Annotated in this window: 13 protein-coding genes; 11 read left to right on the top strand and 2 right to left on the bottom strand. The window is 68.5% G+C overall.

Features of this window, described 5'->3' with window-relative positions; translation table 11 throughout:
• Positions 1-108: 108 nt before the first annotated feature.
• Genes ACLZN2_RS21315 through ACLZN2_RS21290 form a run of 6 tightly spaced genes read left to right on the top strand, consistent with a single transcriptional unit; the run spans position 109 to position 7,847 of the window.
• The gene (locus ACLZN2_RS21315) at positions 109-1,095 is read left to right on the top strand and encodes an ABC transporter permease (protein WP_416980377.1); all 987 of its coding nucleotides are present in this window, start codon (positions 109-111) and stop codon (positions 1,093-1,095) included.
• Complete coding sequence (locus ACLZN2_RS21310) at positions 1,092-1,973, top strand: carbohydrate ABC transporter permease (RefSeq protein WP_416980375.1); 882 nt, start codon at positions 1,092-1,094, stop codon at positions 1,971-1,973. Before ACLZN2_RS21315 ends, ACLZN2_RS21310 begins: the two co-directional genes overlap by 4 nt.
• 21 nt (positions 1,974-1,994) lie before the next feature.
• Positions 1,995-3,650 carry an extracellular solute-binding protein gene (locus tag ACLZN2_RS21305; protein WP_416980373.1) on the top strand — a complete coding sequence of 552 codons (1,656 nt, stop codon included), beginning with the start codon at positions 1,995-1,997 and terminating at the stop codon, positions 3,648-3,650.
• Positions 3,647-5,167, top strand: a complete 1,521-nt coding sequence (locus tag ACLZN2_RS21300; protein ID WP_416980371.1) for a GH39 family glycosyl hydrolase — start codon at positions 3,647-3,649, stop codon at positions 5,165-5,167. The genes ACLZN2_RS21305 and ACLZN2_RS21300 overlap by 4 nt, the downstream gene beginning before the upstream one ends.
• Complete coding sequence (locus ACLZN2_RS21295; protein WP_416980369.1) at positions 5,164-5,844, top strand: hypothetical protein; 681 nt, start codon at positions 5,164-5,166, stop codon at positions 5,842-5,844. Before ACLZN2_RS21300 ends, ACLZN2_RS21295 begins: the two co-directional genes overlap by 4 nt.
• Positions 5,841-7,847, top strand: coding sequence for a beta-galactosidase (locus tag ACLZN2_RS21290; protein WP_416980367.1), 2,007 nt, complete (start codon positions 5,841-5,843; stop codon positions 7,845-7,847). Before ACLZN2_RS21295 ends, ACLZN2_RS21290 begins: the two co-directional genes overlap by 4 nt.
• Here ACLZN2_RS21290 and ACLZN2_RS21285 read toward each other — a convergent pair.
• Complete coding sequence (locus tag ACLZN2_RS21285) at positions 7,841-9,796, bottom strand: alpha-glucuronidase (protein WP_416980365.1); 1,956 nt, start codon at positions 9,794-9,796, stop codon at positions 7,841-7,843. The genes ACLZN2_RS21290 and ACLZN2_RS21285 overlap by 7 nt on opposite strands.
• Complete coding sequence (locus tag ACLZN2_RS21280) at positions 9,793-13,572, bottom strand: GH92 family glycosyl hydrolase (protein ID WP_416980363.1); 3,780 nt, start codon at positions 13,570-13,572, stop codon at positions 9,793-9,795. The genes ACLZN2_RS21285 and ACLZN2_RS21280 overlap by 4 nt, the downstream gene beginning before the upstream one ends.
• Positions 13,573-13,925: 353 nt before the next feature.
• Here ACLZN2_RS21280 and ngcE point away from each other — a divergent pair, with 353 nt between their 5' ends.
• The 5 genes from ngcE (at position 13,926) to ACLZN2_RS21255 (ending at position 19,997) form a co-directional block, all read left to right on the top strand.
• Complete coding sequence (ngcE, locus tag ACLZN2_RS21275; RefSeq protein WP_416980361.1) at positions 13,926-15,389, top strand: N-acetylglucosamine/diacetylchitobiose ABC transporter substrate-binding protein; 1,464 nt, start codon at positions 13,926-13,928, stop codon at positions 15,387-15,389.
• 27 nt (positions 15,390-15,416) lie between these two features.
• Entirely contained in the window at positions 15,417-16,343 is a 927-nt protein-coding gene (locus tag ACLZN2_RS21270) for a carbohydrate ABC transporter permease (RefSeq protein ID WP_416980359.1), read from the top strand.
• A 2-nt stretch (positions 16,344-16,345) separates the two neighbouring features.
• Complete coding sequence (locus ACLZN2_RS21265; protein WP_416980357.1) at positions 16,346-17,260, top strand: carbohydrate ABC transporter permease; 915 nt, start codon at positions 16,346-16,348, stop codon at positions 17,258-17,260.
• Positions 17,261-17,577: 317 nt separating this feature from the next.
• Entirely contained in the window at positions 17,578-18,777 is a 1,200-nt protein-coding gene (locus ACLZN2_RS21260; protein ID WP_416980355.1) for an ROK family transcriptional regulator, read from the top strand.
• 125 nt (positions 18,778-18,902) lie between these two features.
• Complete coding sequence (locus tag ACLZN2_RS21255; RefSeq protein WP_416980353.1) at positions 18,903-19,997, top strand: sugar ABC transporter substrate-binding protein; 1,095 nt, start codon at positions 18,903-18,905, stop codon at positions 19,995-19,997.
• The last annotated feature ends 184 nt before the right edge of the window (positions 19,998-20,181 follow it).

Raw genomic sequence — 20,181 nt, 5'->3', positions numbered from 1 at the left:
TGCCGCACCCATTGACAGCGCTTTCTGAGTGCCCCTAAGTTGCCGCGAAGTTACCGGTAAGAGCTCGAAAGTTTCGGTACCGCGTTCCCGTCACGGGAGGCCCGATCCATGAGCACCTCCACCACACCGGCCCCACCGCCCGGCACCCAGGACCCGCCCCGGGCGACCGCCCGCCCCGACCCCCCGCCCAGGCGCAGTGGCTGGCGCAGAGCGCTGCGCAGGCACTGGCGGCTGTATTCGCTGGCCGTGCTGCCGCTGCTGTTCTTCCTGGTCTTCCGCTATCTGCCGATGATCGGCAACGTCATCGCGTTCCGCCGGTTCCAGCCGGGCGGTTCGATCCTGGGCGAGCAGTGGGTGGGGCTGCGCTATGTGCGGATGTTCCTGACCGACCCCACTTTCTGGCAGGTCTTCCGCAACACCCTGTGGCTGGGCGCGCTGACGCTGGTCTTCTGCTTTCCGATCCCGATCGTGCTGGCGCTGCTGCTCAACGAGGTCCGCCGGCGCTCGCTGAAACGGTTCGTGCAGTCGGTGTCGTATCTGCCGCACTTCCTGTCGATCGTGATCGTCGCCGGCATCACCCTGCAGATGCTCGCCGTGGAGGGGCCGGTCAACCATGTCCTCGGCTGGTTCGGCCACGACCCGATCCGGTTCGTCCAGGAGCCCGGCTGGTTTCGCACCATCTACGTCGGCTCGGAGATCTGGCAGACCGCGGGCTGGGGCACGATCCTCTACCTCGCCGCGCTCACCACGATCGACGAGGACCTCTACGAGGCCGCCCGCATCGACGGCGCGAACCGCTGGCAGCAGATCTGGCACGTCACCCTGCCCGGCATCCGCCCCACCATGATCACCCTGCTGATCCTCAACATCGGCACGTTCATGGCGGTCGGCTTCGAGAAGATCCTGCTGCTGTACAACGCGCTGACCTATCCGACGGCCGACGTGGTCTCCACCTACCTCTACCGCGCGGGCGTCGAGTCCAACAGCTTCAGCTACGCCGCCGCGATCGGCCTGTTCGAGGCGGTCATCGGGCTGGTGCTGATCACCTCCGCGAACCAGCTGTCGCGCCGCACGGTGGGGACGAGCCTGTGGTGACGCCGACCCGGCGGGAGAGCCGCTCCTACCGGGTGTTCCGGGGCGTCAACGGCGTGATCCTCACCCTGGTCGTGGTGGTCACCCTGTACCCGTTCGTCAACATCGTCGCCCGGTCCTTCAGCGGGGAGCGCCAGATCCGCGCCGGTGAAGTGACCCTGTGGCCCAAGGGGTTCAACCTCACCACGTACGACATCGTCTTCCACGACTCGACTTTCTGGCGCAACTACGGCAACACCGTGCTCTACACGGTCGTGTCGACCGTCGTCGCCATGGTTCTGACGACCTGTTACGCCTACGTCCTGTCGAAGAAGCACCTCAAGGGGCGGGGCGTCCTGGTCGGCGTGGCCGTCTTCACCATGTTCTTCAGCGGCGGTCTGATCCCGAACTACGTCCTGGTCACCAGTCTGGGCCTGAAGAACTCCGTGTGGGCGATCGCCCTGCCCAACGCGATCAGCGTCTTCAACCTGCTGGTGATGAAAGCCTTCTTCGAGGGACTGCCCACCGAACTGGAGGAGGCCGCCGAGATCGACGGGCTCACCACGTACGGCATCCTGCTGCGGATCGTGCTGCCGCTGTCCAAGGCGGTCATCGCGACGATGGTGCTCTTCTACTCGGTGTCCTTCTGGAACTCCTGGTTCTCGGCCTATCTCTACATGGACCGGACCGAGTTGATGCCGGTCACCGTCTATCTGCGCAACATGATCGCGGGCGCCACCGGCGGCGGCAACGCGGGCGCGGCCACCGATCAGCTCAGCCAGGTCGGGGCGAACATCCAGGCGGTCACGATCGTCCTCACCTCGCTGCCCATCCTGTGCGTGTACCCGTTCGTCCAGCGCTACTTCGTCTCCGGCGTGATGCTCGGCGCCGTCAAGGGCTGAGCGCCCAACCAGGGAGTATCCGTGAAGAACGCAGATCAGCTGTCACGCCGTCAGATCCTGGCGGCCGCCGGGTTCATCGGCCTCGCCACGCTCACCGGCTGCGGCAGCGGCGACGACGGAGGGGACTCCAAGGACCTCTCCAAGAAGCGGGACGGCGCGATGAAGCAGTACCGCGTCGGTGAGCAGTTCAAGGCGGCGAAACCGCTGTCGTTCGAGGTGCTGCACAACAACAACCCGGGCTACCCGCTGAAGAACGACTGGCTGTTCTGGAAGGAACTCACCCGGCGCACCGGCGTCACCCTGAAGCCGCTCGCGGTCCCGCTGGCCGACTACGAGAAGAAGCGCAGCGTCCTCATCGGCGCGGGCGACGCCCCGTTCCTGATCCCCAAGACGTACCACCCCTCCGAGGTCGCCTTCGTGTCGTCGGGCGCGATCCTCCCCGTCAGCGAGTACACGCACCTCATGCCCAACTACCAGGACAAGGTCAAGCGGTGGAAGCTGGAGCCGGAACTCGACTCCATCCGCCAGTCCGACGGCAAGTACTACCTCCTGCCCGGACTCCACGAGAAGGCCAAGTCGGGCTACTCGCTGTCGCTGCGCACCGACGTCCTGGACAAGCTCGGCCTGGCGCTGCCCACCACCCTGGACGAGGTGTACGAGGTCCTCGGGGCGATCCGGGCCGAGTACCCCGACCGCTATCCGCTCTCCGACCGCTGGAGCATCAACACCCCTTATCCGGCAGCCGCGTTGATGAGCTACCTGGGCCAGGCGCACGGGGTCAGGGCGGGCTGGACGTACGACAACATCAGCTGGGACGCGAAGAAGGACGCGTTCGTCTTCACCGGCGCCTCGGACGGCTACCGCCAGCTGGTCGAGTACCTGGGAAAGCTGGTCTCCGAGAAGCTCATCGACCCCGAGAGCTTCACCCAGACCGACGACGAGGCGGTGCAGAAGCTGCTCGGTGAGAAGTCCTTCGCGATCAGCGCCAATCCGCAGGAGCTGGTCCAGAACTACCGCTACAACCTGGAGAAGCAGGTCAAGGGCGCGAAGATCGAGATGGTGCCGGTGCCGCTCGGCCCGGCCGGCCCGGTGGTGATCAGCGGGGCCCGGCTGGAGAACGGTGTCATGATCTCCAGCAAGGCGCTGAAGAGCGACACGTTCGTCGCGATGATGCAGTTCGTGGACTGGCTCTGGTACTCCGACGAGGGCCAGCGCTTCGCCAAGTGGGGCGTCCAGGGCGCGACCTACACCTACTCCGGCGACTCGTACCGACTGGAGCCGGGCATCAGCCTGATGGGCTCCGACCCGGACGCCCCGAAGGACCTCCAGAAGGACTACGGCTTCTTCAACGGCGTCTTCACCTACGGCGGCAACTGGGCACTGGTCTCCTCCTCCTTCGGCCCCGACGAGAAGAAGTTCCAGGACGCCATGGCGCAGCGCGAAGAACTCCCCATCGGCCCCGCCCATCCACTGCAGTCCGTGGAACAGGAACAGGCCACCCTCTGGGACACCCCGCTGCGTGACCACGTCGTCCAGAACACCCTCAAGTTCGCCCTCGGCAAGCGCCCGCTGTCCGAATGGGACGCCTATGTCGCCGAGTTGAAGGCCAAGAACATGGACCGGCTCGTCGACCTGCACAACAAGGCGCGCGACCGCTTCAGGAAGGAGAACGGGTGATCCGCGTCCCCGCCGAGCCGGTGGGCCGGCTCTCCGACGCCTGGCGGGCCTGTGTGGGCACGGGCCGTCTCGAACTCGCCCTGCGCCGCGACTACCAGGACTCCCTCGCCCTCCTCCAGCGTGACATCGGGTTCCGGCACATCCGTGGCCACGGCCTGCTCAGCGACGGCATGGGCGTGTACCGCCCCTACGAGCACGGGTGCTTCCGCCTCGTCCATCACTCCTTCACCTACGTCGACCAGGTGCTCGACGCGTATCTCGCGCTCGGCATCCGCCCGTTTCTCGAACTCGGCTTCATGCCCGAGGAGTTGGCGTCCGGCGACCAGACTGTCTTCTGGTGGCGGGGCAATGTCACACCGCCCCGCTCGCACCGGGAGTGGGCCGACCTGGTCCGCGCGACCCTGCGTCACCTCGTGGACCGCTACGGCCTCGACGAGGTCCGCACCTGGCCGATCGAGGTGTGGAACGAGCCCAACCTGGCCGACTTCTGGCAGGGCGCCGACGAACAGGCGTACCACCGGCTGTACGAGGTGACCGCGCACACCGTGAAGGAGGTGGACGCCGGGCTCCAGGTCGGCGGCCCCGCGATCTCCCCGGGCGCCGACGACTGGCTGGACCGGTTCGCCGAGTTCGCCGCGCACCGCGAGGTGCCGGTCGACTTCGTCTCCAAGCACGCCTACACCTCCGGCCCCGCCCAGCACGTGCCGTTCGGCGTCCACCAGACCCTGGCCCCGGCGACCGACCTCCTCGACCAGTTCGCCACGCCCCGGGACCGCCTCAAGGGCACCGGGCTGGCCGGACTCCCCGTGCACATCACGGAGTTCAACTCCTCCTACCGCCCCGACAACCCCGTCCACGACACGGCCTTCCACGCCGCCTACCTGGCGCCCGTGCTGGCCCGGGGCGGCGACCTCGTCGACTCGTTCTCGTACTGGACGTTCAGCGACATGTTCGAGGAGGCCGGCATCCCCACCGCCCTCTTCCACGGCGGCTTCGGCCTGCTCACCCACCGGCAGGTCCGCAAACCCGTCTACCACCTGTACGCGTTCATGGCCCGGATGGGCCCTGATCTCCTGGCCCGGGGCGACGACCATCTCGTCACCCGGCACCCCGACGGCCGGGTCACCGTCCTCGCCTGGGCGCCGGTCGACCCGACCGGTGAGACGCCGGGCCCCGAACGGCACAGCCTGCGGCTGTCTCTGCCGGTGCTGGTGCCGGCCGGCGGTGGCGAGGTATTCGTTCGCCGGTCGACCGTGGACGATGAGCGGGGTAACGCATACACGGCCTGGCGGCACATGGGCAGCCCGCGCTCGCCGCAGCGCGAGCAGCTGGACGTCCTGCACGAGGCGGCCGAGCCCGCCCGCACCCATGGGCGCCTCCCCGTTCGCGACGGCCGCACCGACCTGGACCTCACCCTGGCCCGCCACGAGATCACCCTCGTCGAACTGACCCCGGTCACCGACGAGACCCCACCCTGGTGGGACGAGAGGCGGCTGCTGGGCCGGGAGCCGTCATGAGCAGCACGGCGACCGACTTCGGCACCGGTGTCCTCTCCCGTGCCGCCGCGCTGGTCCACACGCTCCTCACCGTCGAGGCCCTCTTCCTCGCCGCGACCGCCCCCGGCCTCGTCGGCCTGCTCCTCCTCGGCCCCGACCCCGCCAACCTGCCCCTCGCCGCCCTCTGCCTGCTGCCGCTCGGCCCGGCCGCCTCCGCCGCTCTGTACGCCCTGCACCACCGCAGCCGTGACCTCACCGATCTGCACCCGGCCCGCGTCTACGCCCGGGGCTGGCGCCTCAACGCCGTGCCCGCCCTGAAACTCTGGGTGCCGCTGCTGGCCTGGCTCACGGTCATCGCCTTCACCCTCACCCACTTCGCCGCGACCGGTCTGCCCGGCTGGTGGGCCGTGCTGCTCTGGCTGACCGGCGTGGGCGCGCTCCTGTGGGGCACCCACGCCCTCGTCCTGACATCGCTGTTCACCTTCCGCGCCCGCGACATCGCCCGGCTCGCCGCCCGCTTCCTCCTCCGGCACGGACGTGCCACCCTCACCGCCGGCTCACTGCTCGTCCTGACCGCCACCGGAACCGCCCTGTTCACCGAGGCGCTGCCCGCCCTGCTGGCCGCCCCGCTGCTGCTGTCCCTGCTGCACTGCAGCCGCACGGTGATCGCCGAGACCCAGGAGGACCACACGGTATGACCCGCAGAATCCCCTACGGCGGCGACTACAACCCCGAGCAGTGGCCCGAGGAGGTCTGGGACGAGGACCACCGTCTCTTCACCCGGGCCGGCATCGACACCCTCACCGTCGGTGTCTTCACCTGGTCCCTCACCCAACCCGCCGAGGACTTCTACGACTTCACGGTCCTCGACGGCATCCTCGACCGCGCCGCCGCCGAGGGCCGCCAGGTCTGCCTCGCCACCGGCACCGCCGCCCTCCCGCCCTGGCTGGCCAAGAGGTACCCCGAGGTCAACCGCACCGACTTCGAGGGCCGTCGGCACCGCTACGGCCAACGGCACAACTTCTGCCCCAGCTCACCCGCGTACAGCAGACTGGCCATCGCGCTGGCGGGCCGTCTGGCCGAACGGTACGCCGAGCACCCGGCGTTGCTGGCCTGGCACATCAACAACGAGTACGGCGGCGCCTGTTACTGCGACCTGTGCGCGGAGGCCTTCCGCGGCTGGCTGCGTGAGCGGCACGGCACCCTGGACGCCCTCAACGACGCCTGGTGGACCACCTTCTGGTCGCACCGCTACACCGACTGGGACCAGATCGAGCCGCCCAGTGCCCTCACCGAGCACTGGCGGGGCCCCGACCACACCGCCTTCCAGGGCATCACCCTCGACTACCAGCGCTTCATGACCGACGCTCTCCTCGGCTGCTTCACCGCGGAGAAGGAGGCGATCCGCGCCCACGACCCGGACACCCCCGTCACCACCAACTTCATGGGCGCCTACCGCCCGCTGGACTACCACCGGTGGGCGCCCCACCTCGACTTCGCCTCCTGGGACAACTACCCGCCGCCGGCCGCCCCGCCCACCCGCGCGGCCCTCGCCCACGACCTCATGCGCGGCCTCAAGGACGGCGCTCCCTTCTGGCTGATGGAACAGACCCCGTCCACCACCGCCTGCCGTGACGTCAACCCCTTGCGCCGACCGGGGGAGTTGCGCCTGGCCACCTTCCAGGCGATCGCCCACGGCGCCGACGCGGCACTCTACTTCCAGCTGCGCGCCTCACGCGGGGCCTGCGAGAAGTACCACGGCGCGGTCATCGGCCACGCGGGCCGCGACGACACCCGCGTCTTCCAGGAAGTCGCCGCACTGGGAAGGGAGTTGGAGTCGCTCGGCACCGCCACCCTGGGCGCCCGCACCCCCGCCCGCACCGCCCTCCTCTTCGACTGGGACAGCTGGTGGGCCCTGGAGATCTCCGACGGCCCCTCCCGCCTGGTCCGCTACCTGGACGTCGTGCACTCCTACTACCGGGCCGCCCGCGAGGCCGGCGCCGACGTGGACGTCGTCCCCGTCACCGCCGACCTCACCCCCTACGACGTCGTCCTCGCCCCGGTTCTGCACCTGGTCAAGGGCGACCTGGCCGAGCGGCTGGAGGCCCTGGCCCGACGCGGCGGCACCGTCCTCGCCACCTTCCTCACCGCCCGCTCCGACGCACACGACCGCGCCTTCCTCACCGACGTCCCCGGCCCCCTGGCCCCGCTCATGGGCATCCGTGTCGACGAATGGGACGCGCGCCCCGAGGACTTCGTCCAGCCCGTGGACCTGGACGGCTCGCTCTGCGAGGCCCGGCTGGTCTTCGAACTGGTCCGGCTGCGCGGCGCCGAGGCCGTCGGCATCTACCGCGCGGACTTCTACGAGGGCACCCCGGCGGTGACCCGGCACGCCTTCGGCGCGGGCGAGGGCTGGTACGTGGCCACGGCCCTCGACCAGCCCGGCGTCGACCGGGTGGTCCGCGGTGTCCTCGCCCGGCACGGTCTCCTCGGACCGTATACCGCATACAGTGGCCTGGAGACCGCGTACCGTACGGCGCCGGACGGCACCCGCCTGCTGTTCCTCCTCAACCACACCACCCGCCCGGTCCGCCCGACCGCCCACGCCACCGCCACCGACCTCCTCACCGGAAAACCGGTGGCCCAGGGCGAGCCGCTGCCCCTCGACCCGCTCGGCGTGGCGGTCCTGCGCCTTCAGTAGATGACCCGCCCGTGCGCGTCCGGCACCCCGGACTTGCGCAGGAAGTAGCTGTTGATCTGGTCCCGCCACTCCCGCGCACCACGCACCTGCTCCTCGAACAGCTCCGCCACCCGCCCGTGCCACGCCGGTTCCACCAGGTCGGCGAGGCCCGCCCACACCCGGCGGGCCTCCTCGGCCTCCTCGACACCTTCGAAGTGGGTGTCGTAGATGTGCTGGATCACCGTCTTCCCGCTCCCGAGCACATGCCCGTACGGCACATGGTGGAAGAACAGCAGCAGCTCGTCCGGACAGGTCGCGGCGGACTCGTACACCTCGGCCCACGGCCCCGCGTACTGCGCCGCGTACCCCGTCCCGGTCGCCGCGCTGCGGTCGACGCCGACGCCGTCGCGGTCGGCGAAGTGGTACGTGCCCCACGGGCTGTACTCGTAGCCGTCGACGCCCGGCCCGTAGTGGTGCCCGGGCTGCACCATGAACCCCACCCCCAGCGGGGCCGTGTACTTCTCGTACGTCCGCCAGGAGCCGTCCAGCACCGCGCGCAGCCCGCCGACCAGCCGCTCGGGCGCGGAGGGGAAGGTCAGGCCGATCCACTCGCCCAGGACGCGGTACGGATCGGCGTCCGGCCGCCAGGCCAGCCTGCCGAAGGTGTAGAGGTTCGCCTGGGCCAGGGGATGGCCGGTCCAGAACGGGTCGTCGCCCACATTGGACACGGCGACGAGATCACCCGCCAACTCACCCACACAGGGCCCGACCTCGCCTTCCGGCCGGAACCCCAGCACCTCGCTCCACATCGGCCCGAGCCAGCACACGTGCCGCTGCTGCCCGGTGTACTCCTGCGTGGCCTGCAGCTCCACCGCCAACCGTGTGCGCGGCAGCGCCCCGAGCACCGGCGACACCGGCTCGCGCACCTGGAAGTCCATCGGCCCGTGCTTGACCTGCAGCACGGCGTTGGCGGCGAACTCCCCGTCCAGCGGGGCGAAATGGTCGAACGCCGCCCGCGCCCGGTCCGTCGTACGGTCCCGCCAGTCCTGCCGGTGGTCGTAGACGAAGGCCCGCCAGTGCACCGTGCCGCCGTACGGGGCGAGCGCCCCGGCCAGCAGGTTCGCGCCGTCCGCGTGACTGCGCCCGTACGTGAACGGCCCCGGCTGCCCCTCCGAGTCCGCCTTCACCACGAACCCGCCGAAGTCCCAGATCGCCTCGTACACCCCGCGCACGGCCTGCGCCCACCACTCCCGCACCGCCTCCTGAAGTGGATCGGCGGTGGACAGACCGCCGAGCACGACCGGCGCGGCGAAGGTCACCGACAGATGCGTCCGGATGCCGTACGGCCGCAACTCCTCGGCGATAGCGGCGACTTCACCGATCCGGTCGGTCAGCAGCCGTGCCTCGACGGCATGCACGTTGACGTTGTTGACGCACACGGCGTTGATCCCGCAGGCGGCGAGCAGCCTGGCGTACGCCCGGACGCGCGCGAAGTCCTTCCGCGCCCGCCCGTCCCGCCAGAACAGCGAACCGCCCGCGTATCCGCGCTCCACCTGGCCCATGACCGGGTGCACGGCCACGTTGTCCCAGTGGTCGAGCATGCGCAGGGCCGTCGCGGGACGGTGGACCTCGCCGGGGAAGGCACCCGTGAACGCCTTCTCGCCGAGCCGTACGACGTGGAACAGGCCGTACAGCAGCCCGCGCCCTCCGGAGGCCGTGACCGTGGTCGTACCGCCGGCGCGTGCGACCGTGAACTCCTCGTCGCCGCACGCGGCTTCACTGTCGGTCAGCTCCAACAGGAGGTCGCACGGGCCGTCCTGGGCGACCTCCCCGCCGAACCGCACGCAGGCGTCGGACACTTCACGGCGCACGGTGTCGACCAGGGGACCGGAGCCCCTGATCAGGACGCGCCGGGCCCCCAGCGGCCGAAAGGCCTCCGGGGGCAACCAGCCGGGATCGATCCCGTTCAAGAGAGCAACTCCACCTCGGACAACTGGACTTCGCCGTCGAAGACCACGCGGTACCTCGCGTACCTACCCGGCGACTCCACACTGAACGCCCGCGTCTGCAGGTCCCAGGCGAAGGTCTGCCCGCTGCGCCGGTCCAGGGTCTTCCACGTCGTTCCGTCCGAAGAGCCCTCCAGCCGCCAGCCCGTGGGGGCCTTCGCCCGCTCGGAGGAGGTCAGCGTGTACTGGACGGCCTTCGTGGCGCCCCCGGTCGGCAGCTCGACGGCGTCGGACACCGTCGCGGCCGTCTCGGACGTGTTGTCGAACAGGGCACCGGAGCCGGTGAGCACATCCGTGCGGGGCGCCGGCACCTTGTCGTCGCCGGTGATCGACACGGGTGCCGCGTTCTTGCCGCTGCCCCAGGCCGAGGGGCGCGGGCCCATGTCGAACTCCAGGGTCCCGCCCTTGGCGAGGAGCGCGTGCGGGAGCGAAGTCGACGTCCAGGTACGGCCGTTGACCTTCAGACCCTGCACGTACACGTTCCGCGCGCTGTTCTTCGGGGCCTTCACGACCAGGTCCCTGCCGTTCTCCAGGTGCACGGTCGCCTTCTTGAACAGCGGGGAGCCGACGGCGTACTCGCCGCTGCCCATCACCAGCGGGTAGAAGCCGAGCGCGGAGAACAGGTACCAGGCCGACTGCTCGCCGTTGTCCTCGTCGCCGTGGTAGCCCTGCCCGATCGTGCTGCCGGTGTACAGCCGCGACAGCACCTCGCGGACCTTCGCCTGCGCCTTCCAGGGCTGCCCGGCCGCGTCGTACATGTAGATCGCGTGGTGGGCGACCTGGTTGGAGTGCCCGTACATGCCCATCCGGACGTCCCGCGCCTCCGTCATCTCGTGGATGACCCCGCCGTAGGAGCCCACGAACTCGGGGGAGGCGGTCTCGGGGGTCGAGAAGTACGCGTCGAGCTTCTGTGCCAGGCCGGCCCGGCCGCCGTACAGGTTGGCCAGGCCCCGGCTGTCCTGCGGGGCGGTGAAGGCGTAGCCCCAGCCGTTGGTCTCGGTGTAGTCGTAGCCCCACACGCGCGGGTCGTACTGCGACGACTCGACGCGCCAGGAGCCGTCCTCGTTCCGGCCCTGGAAGAAGCCCGCCTCGGTGTCGAACAGGTTCACGTATTCCTGGGCCCGGTTGAGGAAGTACGCCGACTCCTCCGCGTACCGCTTGTCGCCGGTCTTCTTGTACAGGGTCTGGCCCATGCGGGCGATGCCGTAGTCGTTGAGGTAGCCCTCCAGCGCCCAGGACAGGCCCTCGTGGGTGGCTGTGCTGGTGTAGCCGAGGAAGGGGGACGTCGTCATGCCCTTGCGGCCCACGCCCGAGGACGGCGGTACGACGGTCGCGTTCTTCAGGGCCGCCTCGTAGGCCGCCTTCGCGTCGAAGTTCACGCCCTTGACGTAGGCGTCGGCGAAGGCCACGTCCGAGGAGGTGCCGGTCATCAGATCGGCGTACCCGGGCGAGGACCAGCGCGAGGTCCAGCCGCCGTCCTTGTACTGCTGCACGAAACCGTCGGTCAGTTCGCCTGCCTGAGTGGGTGTCAGGAAGGCGTACGCCGGCCATGTCGTCCGATAGGTGTCCCAGAAGCCGTTGTTGACGTACACCTTGCCGTCCACGATCTTCGCGCCGGTGTGCGTCGGGGTGTCCTGGTTCTCCATCCGAGAGAACGGGGAGGCGTACTTGTACGTCGAACCGACTTTCTCAAAGCCCGAGTTGGGGTACAGGTAGAGCCGGTAGAGGCTGGAGTAGAGGGTCGTCAGCTGGTCCGCGGTGGCCCCCTCGACCTCGACCTTGCCGAGGAGCGCGTCCCACTGCTGCCGGGCCTGCCGCTTCACGGTGTCGAAGCCGGTGCCCTCCGGGATCTCCTGGCGCAGGTTGTCCTTCGCCTGGTCCAGACTGATCAGCGAGGTCGCGAGGCGCAGGGTGACCGTACGGTCGGCGCCCGCGTCGAACCGCAGATACCCCTTCACCCCGCTGGACGCCCCGTCCGTCACCGGCGCGTCGAACTCGCCGTACACGAACAGCCGGGTCGCGCCCGTCGACAGCCCGGACTTCACGTCCGAGTAGCCGGTGACGACACCCGCGTCCTTGTCGAGCGTCAGCCCCGCCTCGTCGGTGACGTTGTCGAGGAGAACGCTCGCGTCGTCCCCGGGGAAGGTGAAGCGCAGGGCCGCCGCATGGTCGGTCGGCGTCAGCTCCGCCTTCAGACCGTTCTCGAAACGGACCCCGTAGTAGTACGGCCGCGCGGTCTCGTTCTCGTGGCGGAACGCCAGCGCCCGTGCCGCCCGCCCGGTGTCCGGGGTGCCCGTCGCGGCCGACGGCATCACCTGGAACGTCTGCCGGTCGCCCATCCACGGACTCGGCTCATGACTGGCGCTGAACGCCTGGATCGTGGGCAGATTGTCCGCGTTGTTCCCGCGGGCGTAGTCGTACAGCCAGCTCAGCGAGCCCGCGTTCGTCACCGGGGTCCAGAAGTTGAACCCGTGCGGCACGGCCGTCGCCGGGAAGTTGTTGCCCCGCGAGAAACTCCCGCTGGAGTTCGTCCCGCGTGTGGTCACCGCGTAGTCCGACAGATGCGCCTTCGCCGGCTCGGGCGTCACCGTGCGCAGCGCGATGTCGTCCACCCAGCCCCGGAACTGCTCCGGGCCGCTCGGAGAGTCGTATGCCACCAGGATCCGGTCGACCGTCTTCCCGGCCGCCACCGACCCGACCGCCGACCGCACGTCGTTCCACTGGTTGACGTACAGCACCTTCGCCGCGCCCTGCCCGCGTGGCGACAGCGCGTTGCCGTACTGGTCGATCGCGCCCAGCCCGCTCAGATACGTCCCGTCCGTGAAGGCCAGGTCCACCGAGACGTTCGTCGCCGCGTAGTCCAGGTCGCCGCGGACCATCTGGGGGAAGATCCGGTACGCCAGGCCGGTCCGCGCGCCGATCCGCACGTTCACGTCGAAGACCTTGTTGTACGAGTACGCCCGCCCGTCGCCCGTGTGCCGTCCGGCGTAGCGCAGCGAGTGCGCCCCGGTGAACCCGGCCCGCGCCTTCGCCGTCGGTGAGCTGGTCGGGCCGTCGTCGACGACGGTGAGCATGTCCGGCGGCACCGGCTCCCCGCTCCCGTCCCCGCCCGTGCCGAACCGGACGTCGGCCAGCTGGAGGATGTTGGTCCCGTGGTTCTTCGTGAAGTCCAGCCGGAAGTGCCGGTACTCGGCCGTGGCCGCGAAGGTGTACGTCTTCGTCTGGAAGCGCTGGGAAAACGATTCCCCGGTACGGCTGTCGAGCGTCGTCCAGGTGGTGCCGTCCGTCGAGCCCTTCAGGGTCCAGTCGGCCGGGTCGCGCTGGGCGTAGTCGTTGGCGGAGGTCAGCGCGTAGGTGCCGACCGCTTCCGGAGCGGCCAGGTCGAACTCGACCCAGCCGGTGGAGGCGAAGGCCAGCCACTTGCTGTCGGGGTCGCGGTCGACGAGGTTCTCCTTCGCCTCGAAGGAGGCGGCGTTCTCCGCGCTCGCCCGCAGGTCCGTGACCCGGTCGGTCACATCACCGGGAAGTCTGCCGGTGTCGTAGCCGCCGTCGACCCCCGAGGTGCGCTCGGGAGTGCTGACCCAGTCGGGTGCCGGCTGCCCCGACTCGAACGACGAGGCGAACTCCCGGGCGGGAGCCTTGGCGGCGGCCGGCAGGGCGACCGCCACACCCGGAGCACCGACCGTCATGACGAGGGCCGCCGTGATCGCGACCGCGCGTAAACGTCCGAACCACTGCATGCGTGAGCATCCTCCCCGCCCGGACCAGGGCCTTGGACAACGTTGTCCTCTGTGGTGCGCAGCCATCAGTAGGGGGCCAAGTGGGGGGTGATGTCAAGGATGTTGATTGCGCCGGACGGGTCACATGTCGTGGAATTTTCCGGCAAGACGGCCGCGGACGGTCCATATTTCCGGGAGGTCTCAACTCGGAAAAGACCCATGGCCAGGCTGCGTTCGATCTTGCTCCGTCGAAGGGGAGTGGACTATACCTGTCGGCGATTCACGCGACCCGCAACGACTCTGCTCGACCTGACCGCGGTGCCGGCAAGGATCCGGTTCACCGCCTGAGTCCTGGAGAAGGCGAGGACTTGAGCATGGGATCCAGCTTCGCGAACAACGGTGCCGTGAACGGCGAATCGGCGGGCGTCGGCCGCCGCGATCTGATCAGGCGGTCCGCCGCACTCGGTCTGGTCTCCGTCCCCGCGATCGGCTTTCTGTCCGCGTGCGCCAGCAGCGGCGCCGGTGACGAGGACAAGGCAGAGGCCGGAAAGAAGACGGCGAAGAACCCCCTCGCCGTCAACGAGACCGCGCAGATGGAATTCGTCCTCTTCGACGGCGGTTTCGGCAAGGAATACGCCGAGGACGCCGTGAAGATCTACGAGCAGAACTTCCCGAAGGCGAAGTTGAAGTTCTCGGCCACGCAGAAGATCCAGTCCACGCTCCAGCCCCGCTTCAACCAGGGCACCCCGCCCGACCTCATCGACAACTCCGGCGCCGAGCAGATGGACATGGGCGTCCTGGTCGGCAAGAAGCAGCTCGCCGACCTCACCCCGCTGCTGGACGCCCCGTCGTACGACGATCCCGCCAAGAAGGTCCGCGACACCCTGCGCCCGGGCATCGTCGAGATGGGCCAGTTCGACGGCGACCCGGTCTGGATCATGTACTACGCGTACACCGTCTACGGCGTCTGGTACTCACAGAAGGCCCTGGACTCGCTGGACGCCGCCTATCCCGAGACCTGGGACGAGATGCTCGCGGTCTGCGAGAAGGCCAGGAAGAAGGGCATGGCCGGCTGGACGTACGCGGGCAAATACCCGTACTACATCCCCTTCTCGCTCTACCCGATGATCGGCAAGGTCGGCGGCCGTGAAGTCCTCGACGCCATCGACAACCTGGAACCCAACGCCTGGAAACACCCCGCTGTCAAGGCCTGTTTCGAGGCGTACTACGAGCTCTACAAGAAGGGCTACATCCTCAAGGGCACCCCGGGCCTGGACCACATCCAGTCGCAGACCGCCTGGGCCGAGGGCAAGGCCCTGTTCATCCCCAACGGCTCCTGGGTGGAGAACGAGTCGGCCAAGGTCATCCCGGCCGACTTCGACCTGGCCGTCTCCGCGCCCACCGGCATCGACTCCTCCGACAAGATGCCCTTCGGGACCATCTGGGCCTCCGGCGGCGAGCCCTTCGTCGTCCCCGCCAAGGCCAAGAACGGATCCGGCGGCATGGAACAACTGCGCATCATGCTCAGCGAGGCGTCCTCCAGGAACTTCACCGCCAAGGTCAAGTCGCTCACCGCGTACAACGGCGGCACCGACGGCATCACCCTCACCCCCGGCCTGAAGTCCGGTGTCGTCGCGCTGGAGAAGGCGGGCGACAACGTGCTGAACCCGCGCATGCAGGACTGGTACGTCCAGTTGCAGAAGGAGCAGATCGGCGTCGGCGGTCTCGGCGAGATGATGGCCGGACGGCTCACTCCTGTTGAGGCCATCAACAAGATCCAGGGGTATGCCGACGCGGCCGCCAAGGACACCAGCATCAAGCACTACAAGCACCAGTAACGCGTTCCCGACGGCACCGGAGTGGCGATGCAGCACGGCAAGTACCGGTTCATCGTGGGGTTCCTGACGGTTCCCCTCGGACTGTACGCGCTCTTCGTGATCTGGCCGTTCATCCAGTCCATCTACTACTCGTTCACGGACTGGACCGGTCTGAGTCCCGAATTCAAGACGGTCGGCCTCGACAATTACCGCAGGATGCTGGACGACCAGATCTTCTGGAAGTCGCTCTGGCACAGCCTGCTGTTCGCACTCCTGGTACCGCTCGTGACGATCGGCTTCGCGCTGTTCCTGTCCTTCATGATCAATGTCGGTGGGCGGAGAAGAAAAGGGGGCCCCGCCGTCTCCGGTGTCCGGGGCTCCTCCTTCTACAAGATCGTGTATTTCTTCCCGCAGGTGCTGTCCATCGCGATCGTCGCGCTGCTGTTCGCCTTCGCGTACAACCCGGACAGCGGAGCGATCAATTCGTTCCTGCGGGGCATCGGGCTGGATGGCGTCCAGCCGCTCTGGCTCGGCGACCCCGATCTCGCGCTGTGGTGCGTGATGGCGGTCCTCGTCTGGTCCACGGTCGGCTTCTTCGTCGTCCTGTTCTCGGCGGGCATGGCCTCCGTCCCCGCCGACCTGTACGAGGCCGCCCTCCTCGACGGCGCGAACCGGGCCGACACGTTCTTCCGGGTGACCCTGCCGCTGCTCTGGGACACCGTGCAGTCGGGCTGGGTCTACCTGGGCATCCTCGCCCTCGGCGCCGAGTCGTTCGCGGTCGTGCAGATCATGACGACTGGTCCCGGCGGCCCCGACTACTCGACCACCGTCATGGTCCTGTACGTGTACCAGAAGGCGTTCCGTGACGGTCAGGCCGCCTACGCCACCACCATCGGCGTCGCCCTGCTCGTCGTGACGCTGGCCTTCGCCGCCGTCGTGATGCGGCTCGGGCGGCGCGAGCGGCTGGAGTACTGACGTTGAAGACGACCGAACCCCCCGCTCCCGTCCCGGCGTCCGTCACCAAGACGGACCGTCCGGCCGGCCGGACGGACACGGCACCGAAGTCCGAAGGCCGGGTCCTGAACGTCTTCTCACATGGCGTGCTCGTCCTGTGGGCCGTGATGGTCGTGCTGCCGCTGCTGTGGGCGGTGATGACGTCCTTCAAGGACGACCGGTCCATCTTCTCCTCGCCCTGGGCGCTCCCCGACGCACTCCACTTCGACAACTGGTCGCGGGCCTGGACCGAGGCCAACATGAGCGACTACTTCCTCAACACCGCGCTGGTGGTGGGAGGTTCGCTGATCGGCACCCTGGTCCTCGGCTCCATGGCGGCCTATGTCCTCGCCCGCTTCGACTTCCCCGGCAACCGGTTCATCTACTACCTGTTCATCGGGGGCATGAGCTTCCCCATCATGCTGGCGCTGGTCCCGCTGTTCTACGTGGTGAACAACATGGGGCTGCTCAACACCCTGCACGGCCTGATCCTCGTCTACATCGCGTACTCGCTGCCGTTCACGGTGTTCTTCCTGACGGCGTTCTTCCGCACCCTGCCCACCTCGGTGGCGGAGGCCGCCTTCGTCGACGGTGCCTCGCACACCCGGATCTTCTTCCAGATCATGCTGCCGATGGCGAAACCCGGCCTGATCAGCGTGGGCATCTTCAACTTCCTCGGGCAGTGGAACCAGTACATGCTGCCCACGGTCCTCAACACCGACCCCGACAAGCGGGTCCTCACCCAGGGCCTGGTCCAACTGGCCGTCAGCCAGGGCTACAAGGGGGACTGGTCCGGCCTCTTCGCCGGCCTGGTCATGGCCATGCTCCCGGTGCTCGCGGCGTACGTCGTCTTCCAGCGGCAGGTCGTCGCGGGGTTGACAGCGGGGGCCCTGAAGTAAACCTGGCGCCTTCACTCGGCGTACACAGTTCTCGGGGGCGGCGGGTGTCCGCGTACGTCGCTTTCGCGATCTTTGTATCCCTTTACGGCCCCGTCCTCCGATGATCTTCACACCCGGAATGCCACTTTCCGCAACGCCCCGCAGTTACCCCCGCACACCCCGCAATCCTCCGTCGGGTGAGCGGGGGGCCGCTTGTTCGAGCGGGTGGAAACTGTTCAACCTCTTGACGGGAGTGGACCCGAACGGCTCAGCTTAGAGTTCACTAGTTGGACATAGACGGGGCCTCATTGAAGCGGTCCCGCGCGCAGGAGGTCGTCGTGGAGACTCCGGGGTCGCAGTCGTCGCTGCACCGGGCCAACCTGGAGCGGGTGGTACGCGCGGTGCGTCTGGCCGGGTCGCTCACGCAGGCGGAGATCGCCCGGACGACGGGACTGTCCGCCGCGACCGTCTCGAACATCGTGCGCGAGCTCAAGGACGGCGGAACCGTCGAGGTCACGCCCACCTCCGCCGGCGGGCGCAGGGCGCGCAGCGTCTCCCTCAGCGGCGACGCCGGCATTGTCATAGGGGTGGATTTCGGCCACACCCATCTGCGGGTCGCACTCGGCAACCTCGCCCATCAGGTCCTCGCCGAGGAGTCCGAGCCGCTGGACGTGGACGCCTCCTCGGCGCAGGGCTTCGACCGGGCGGAACAGCTGGTCATGCGGCTGGTCGAGGCCACCGGGGTGGACCGCTCGAAGATCGCGGGAGTGGGGCTCGGCGTCCCCGGCCCGATCGACCTGGAGTCCGGCACGCTCGGCTCGTCGGCGATCCTGCCCGGCTGGATCGGGACCAGACCCGCCGAGGAGCTCAGAGGCCGCCTCGGGGTGCCCGTGCACGTGGACAACGACGCCAACCTCGGCGCCCTCGGAGAGCTGGTCTGGGGCAGCGGCCGGGGCGTACGTGATCTTGCTTACATCAAGGTCGCGAGCGGTGTCGGCGCCGGTCTGGTGATCGACGGGAAGATCTATCGCGGGCCCGGCGGCACCGCAGGGGAAATCGGACATATTACACTCGATGAATCCGGCCCGGTCTGCCGCTGCGGAAACCGGGGCTGCCTGGAGACCTTCACGGCCGCGCGCTATGTGCTGCCGCTGCTCCAGTCCAGTCATGGCACGGACCTCACGATGGAAGGTGTCGTGCGGCTGGCCAGGGACGGAGATCCGGGCTGCCGTCGGGTGATCGCCGACGTCGGCCGCCACATCGGCAGTGGAGTCGCCAATCTCTGCAACCTGCTGAACCCGAGCCGGGTGGTCCTGGGCGGTGATCTCGCCGAGGCCGGTGAGCTGGTGCTCGGTCCGATCCGGGAGTCCGTCGGCCGCTATGCGATCCCCAGTGCGGCGCGTCAACTCTCCGTTCTCCCGGGGGCACTTGGCGGCCGTGCGGAGGTACTCGGAGCGCTCGCTCTCGCGCTCAGCGAGATGGGCGATTCGACCCTTTTGGACGGTACCCTCTCGGCCGCGACACCTGCCTTCACTTAGAGAACGAATGACGCCGTTGCCATCTCGTTAAGTATTTACTTCTTGACGTCGAACTTGCGGCCGAGTTGACTTCGAGCCAACCTCGGCCGCAGCGTTGCGGCCCTGTCAGGGAGGCACACCCCAAAATGAACGCAACGATGCGTAGAGTCGTGATCGGCGCCACCGCCGTCTCCATGGCACTGTCGATTGCCGCGTGCGGCAAGGCGGGCGACGACAAGGACAGCGACTCCGGCAGCTCGGACAGCAAGTCCATCGGCCTGCTGCTGCCCGACAGTGTCACGGCGCGCTACGAGAAGTTCGACAAGCCGCTCTTCGAGGCCAAGGTCAAGGAGCTGTGCTCGGACTGCGACGTCCAGTACGCGAACGCCGCGGCCGACCCGGCCAAGCAGGCCCAGCAGATGAGCAGCATGGTGACCAAGGGTGTGAAGGTCATCGTGATCTCCGCCCAGGACTCCGCCGCCATCAAGTCCTCCATCCAGTCCGCGGTGGACAAGGGCGTCAAGGTCGTCGCGTACGACCGCCTCGCCCAGGGCCCGGTCTCGGCCTACGTCTCCTTCGACAACGAGAAGGTCGGCGAGCTCCAGGGCCAGGCCCTGCTCGACGCCCTCGGCTCCAAGGCGACCACCAAGTCCAAGGTCGTCATGATCAACGGTGACGACGCCGACCCGAACGCCGCCCAGTTCAAGGCCGGCGCCCACAAGATCCTCGACGGCAAGGTCGACATCGCCTACGAGCAGTCGGGTCTGTGGAAGGACACCGTCGCCGCCCAGAAGATGTCCGCGGCCATCACCCAGCTCGGTGCCAAGAACATCGCGGGCGTCTACGCCGCCAACGACGGCATGGCCGGTGGCATCGCCAACACCCTCAAGGGTGCGAAGATCGGTGACATCCCGCTGACCGGCCAGGACGCCGAGCTCGCCGCCATCCAGCGGATCGTCGCCGGCACCCAGTCCGCCACGGTCTACAAGGCCTACAAGCCGGAGGCCGACACCGCCGCCGAGCTCGCGGTCAACCTGCTGGAGGGCAAGGACATCAAGTCCCTGGCCGACACCACCGTGACCAGCGGCTCCGGCGACAAGGTCCAGGCCAAGCTGCTGACCCCGGTGTCCGTCACCGTGGACAACATCAAGGACACGGTCGTCAAGGACGGTCTGTGGTCGGTCGCGGAGATCTGCACCGCCGAGTACGCCGCCGCCTGCAAGACGGCCGGCCTGCAGTAATCACGCGCACCCCGCGTGACCCGGCCCGAGTCCCGCCGAGGGACTCGGGCCCAGACCGCCGAGCGGTCCCGCGAGACCCCGCCGACGCCTGCCCCACCTTCACACCCCGCTGCCGGGGCGGGCGTCGGACGGAACCGTTGCCAAGCGCAGCGGATTCGCGCATGTTCATCTTGTAAACCTCGTG

This window comes from Streptomyces sp. T028, assembly GCF_048159505.1.
GTDB lineage: Bacteria > Actinomycetota > Actinomycetes > Streptomycetales > Streptomycetaceae > Streptomyces.
Note: the sequence above shows the minus strand (reverse complement) of the source record. Positions and strands in the feature narration are given on the sequence as shown.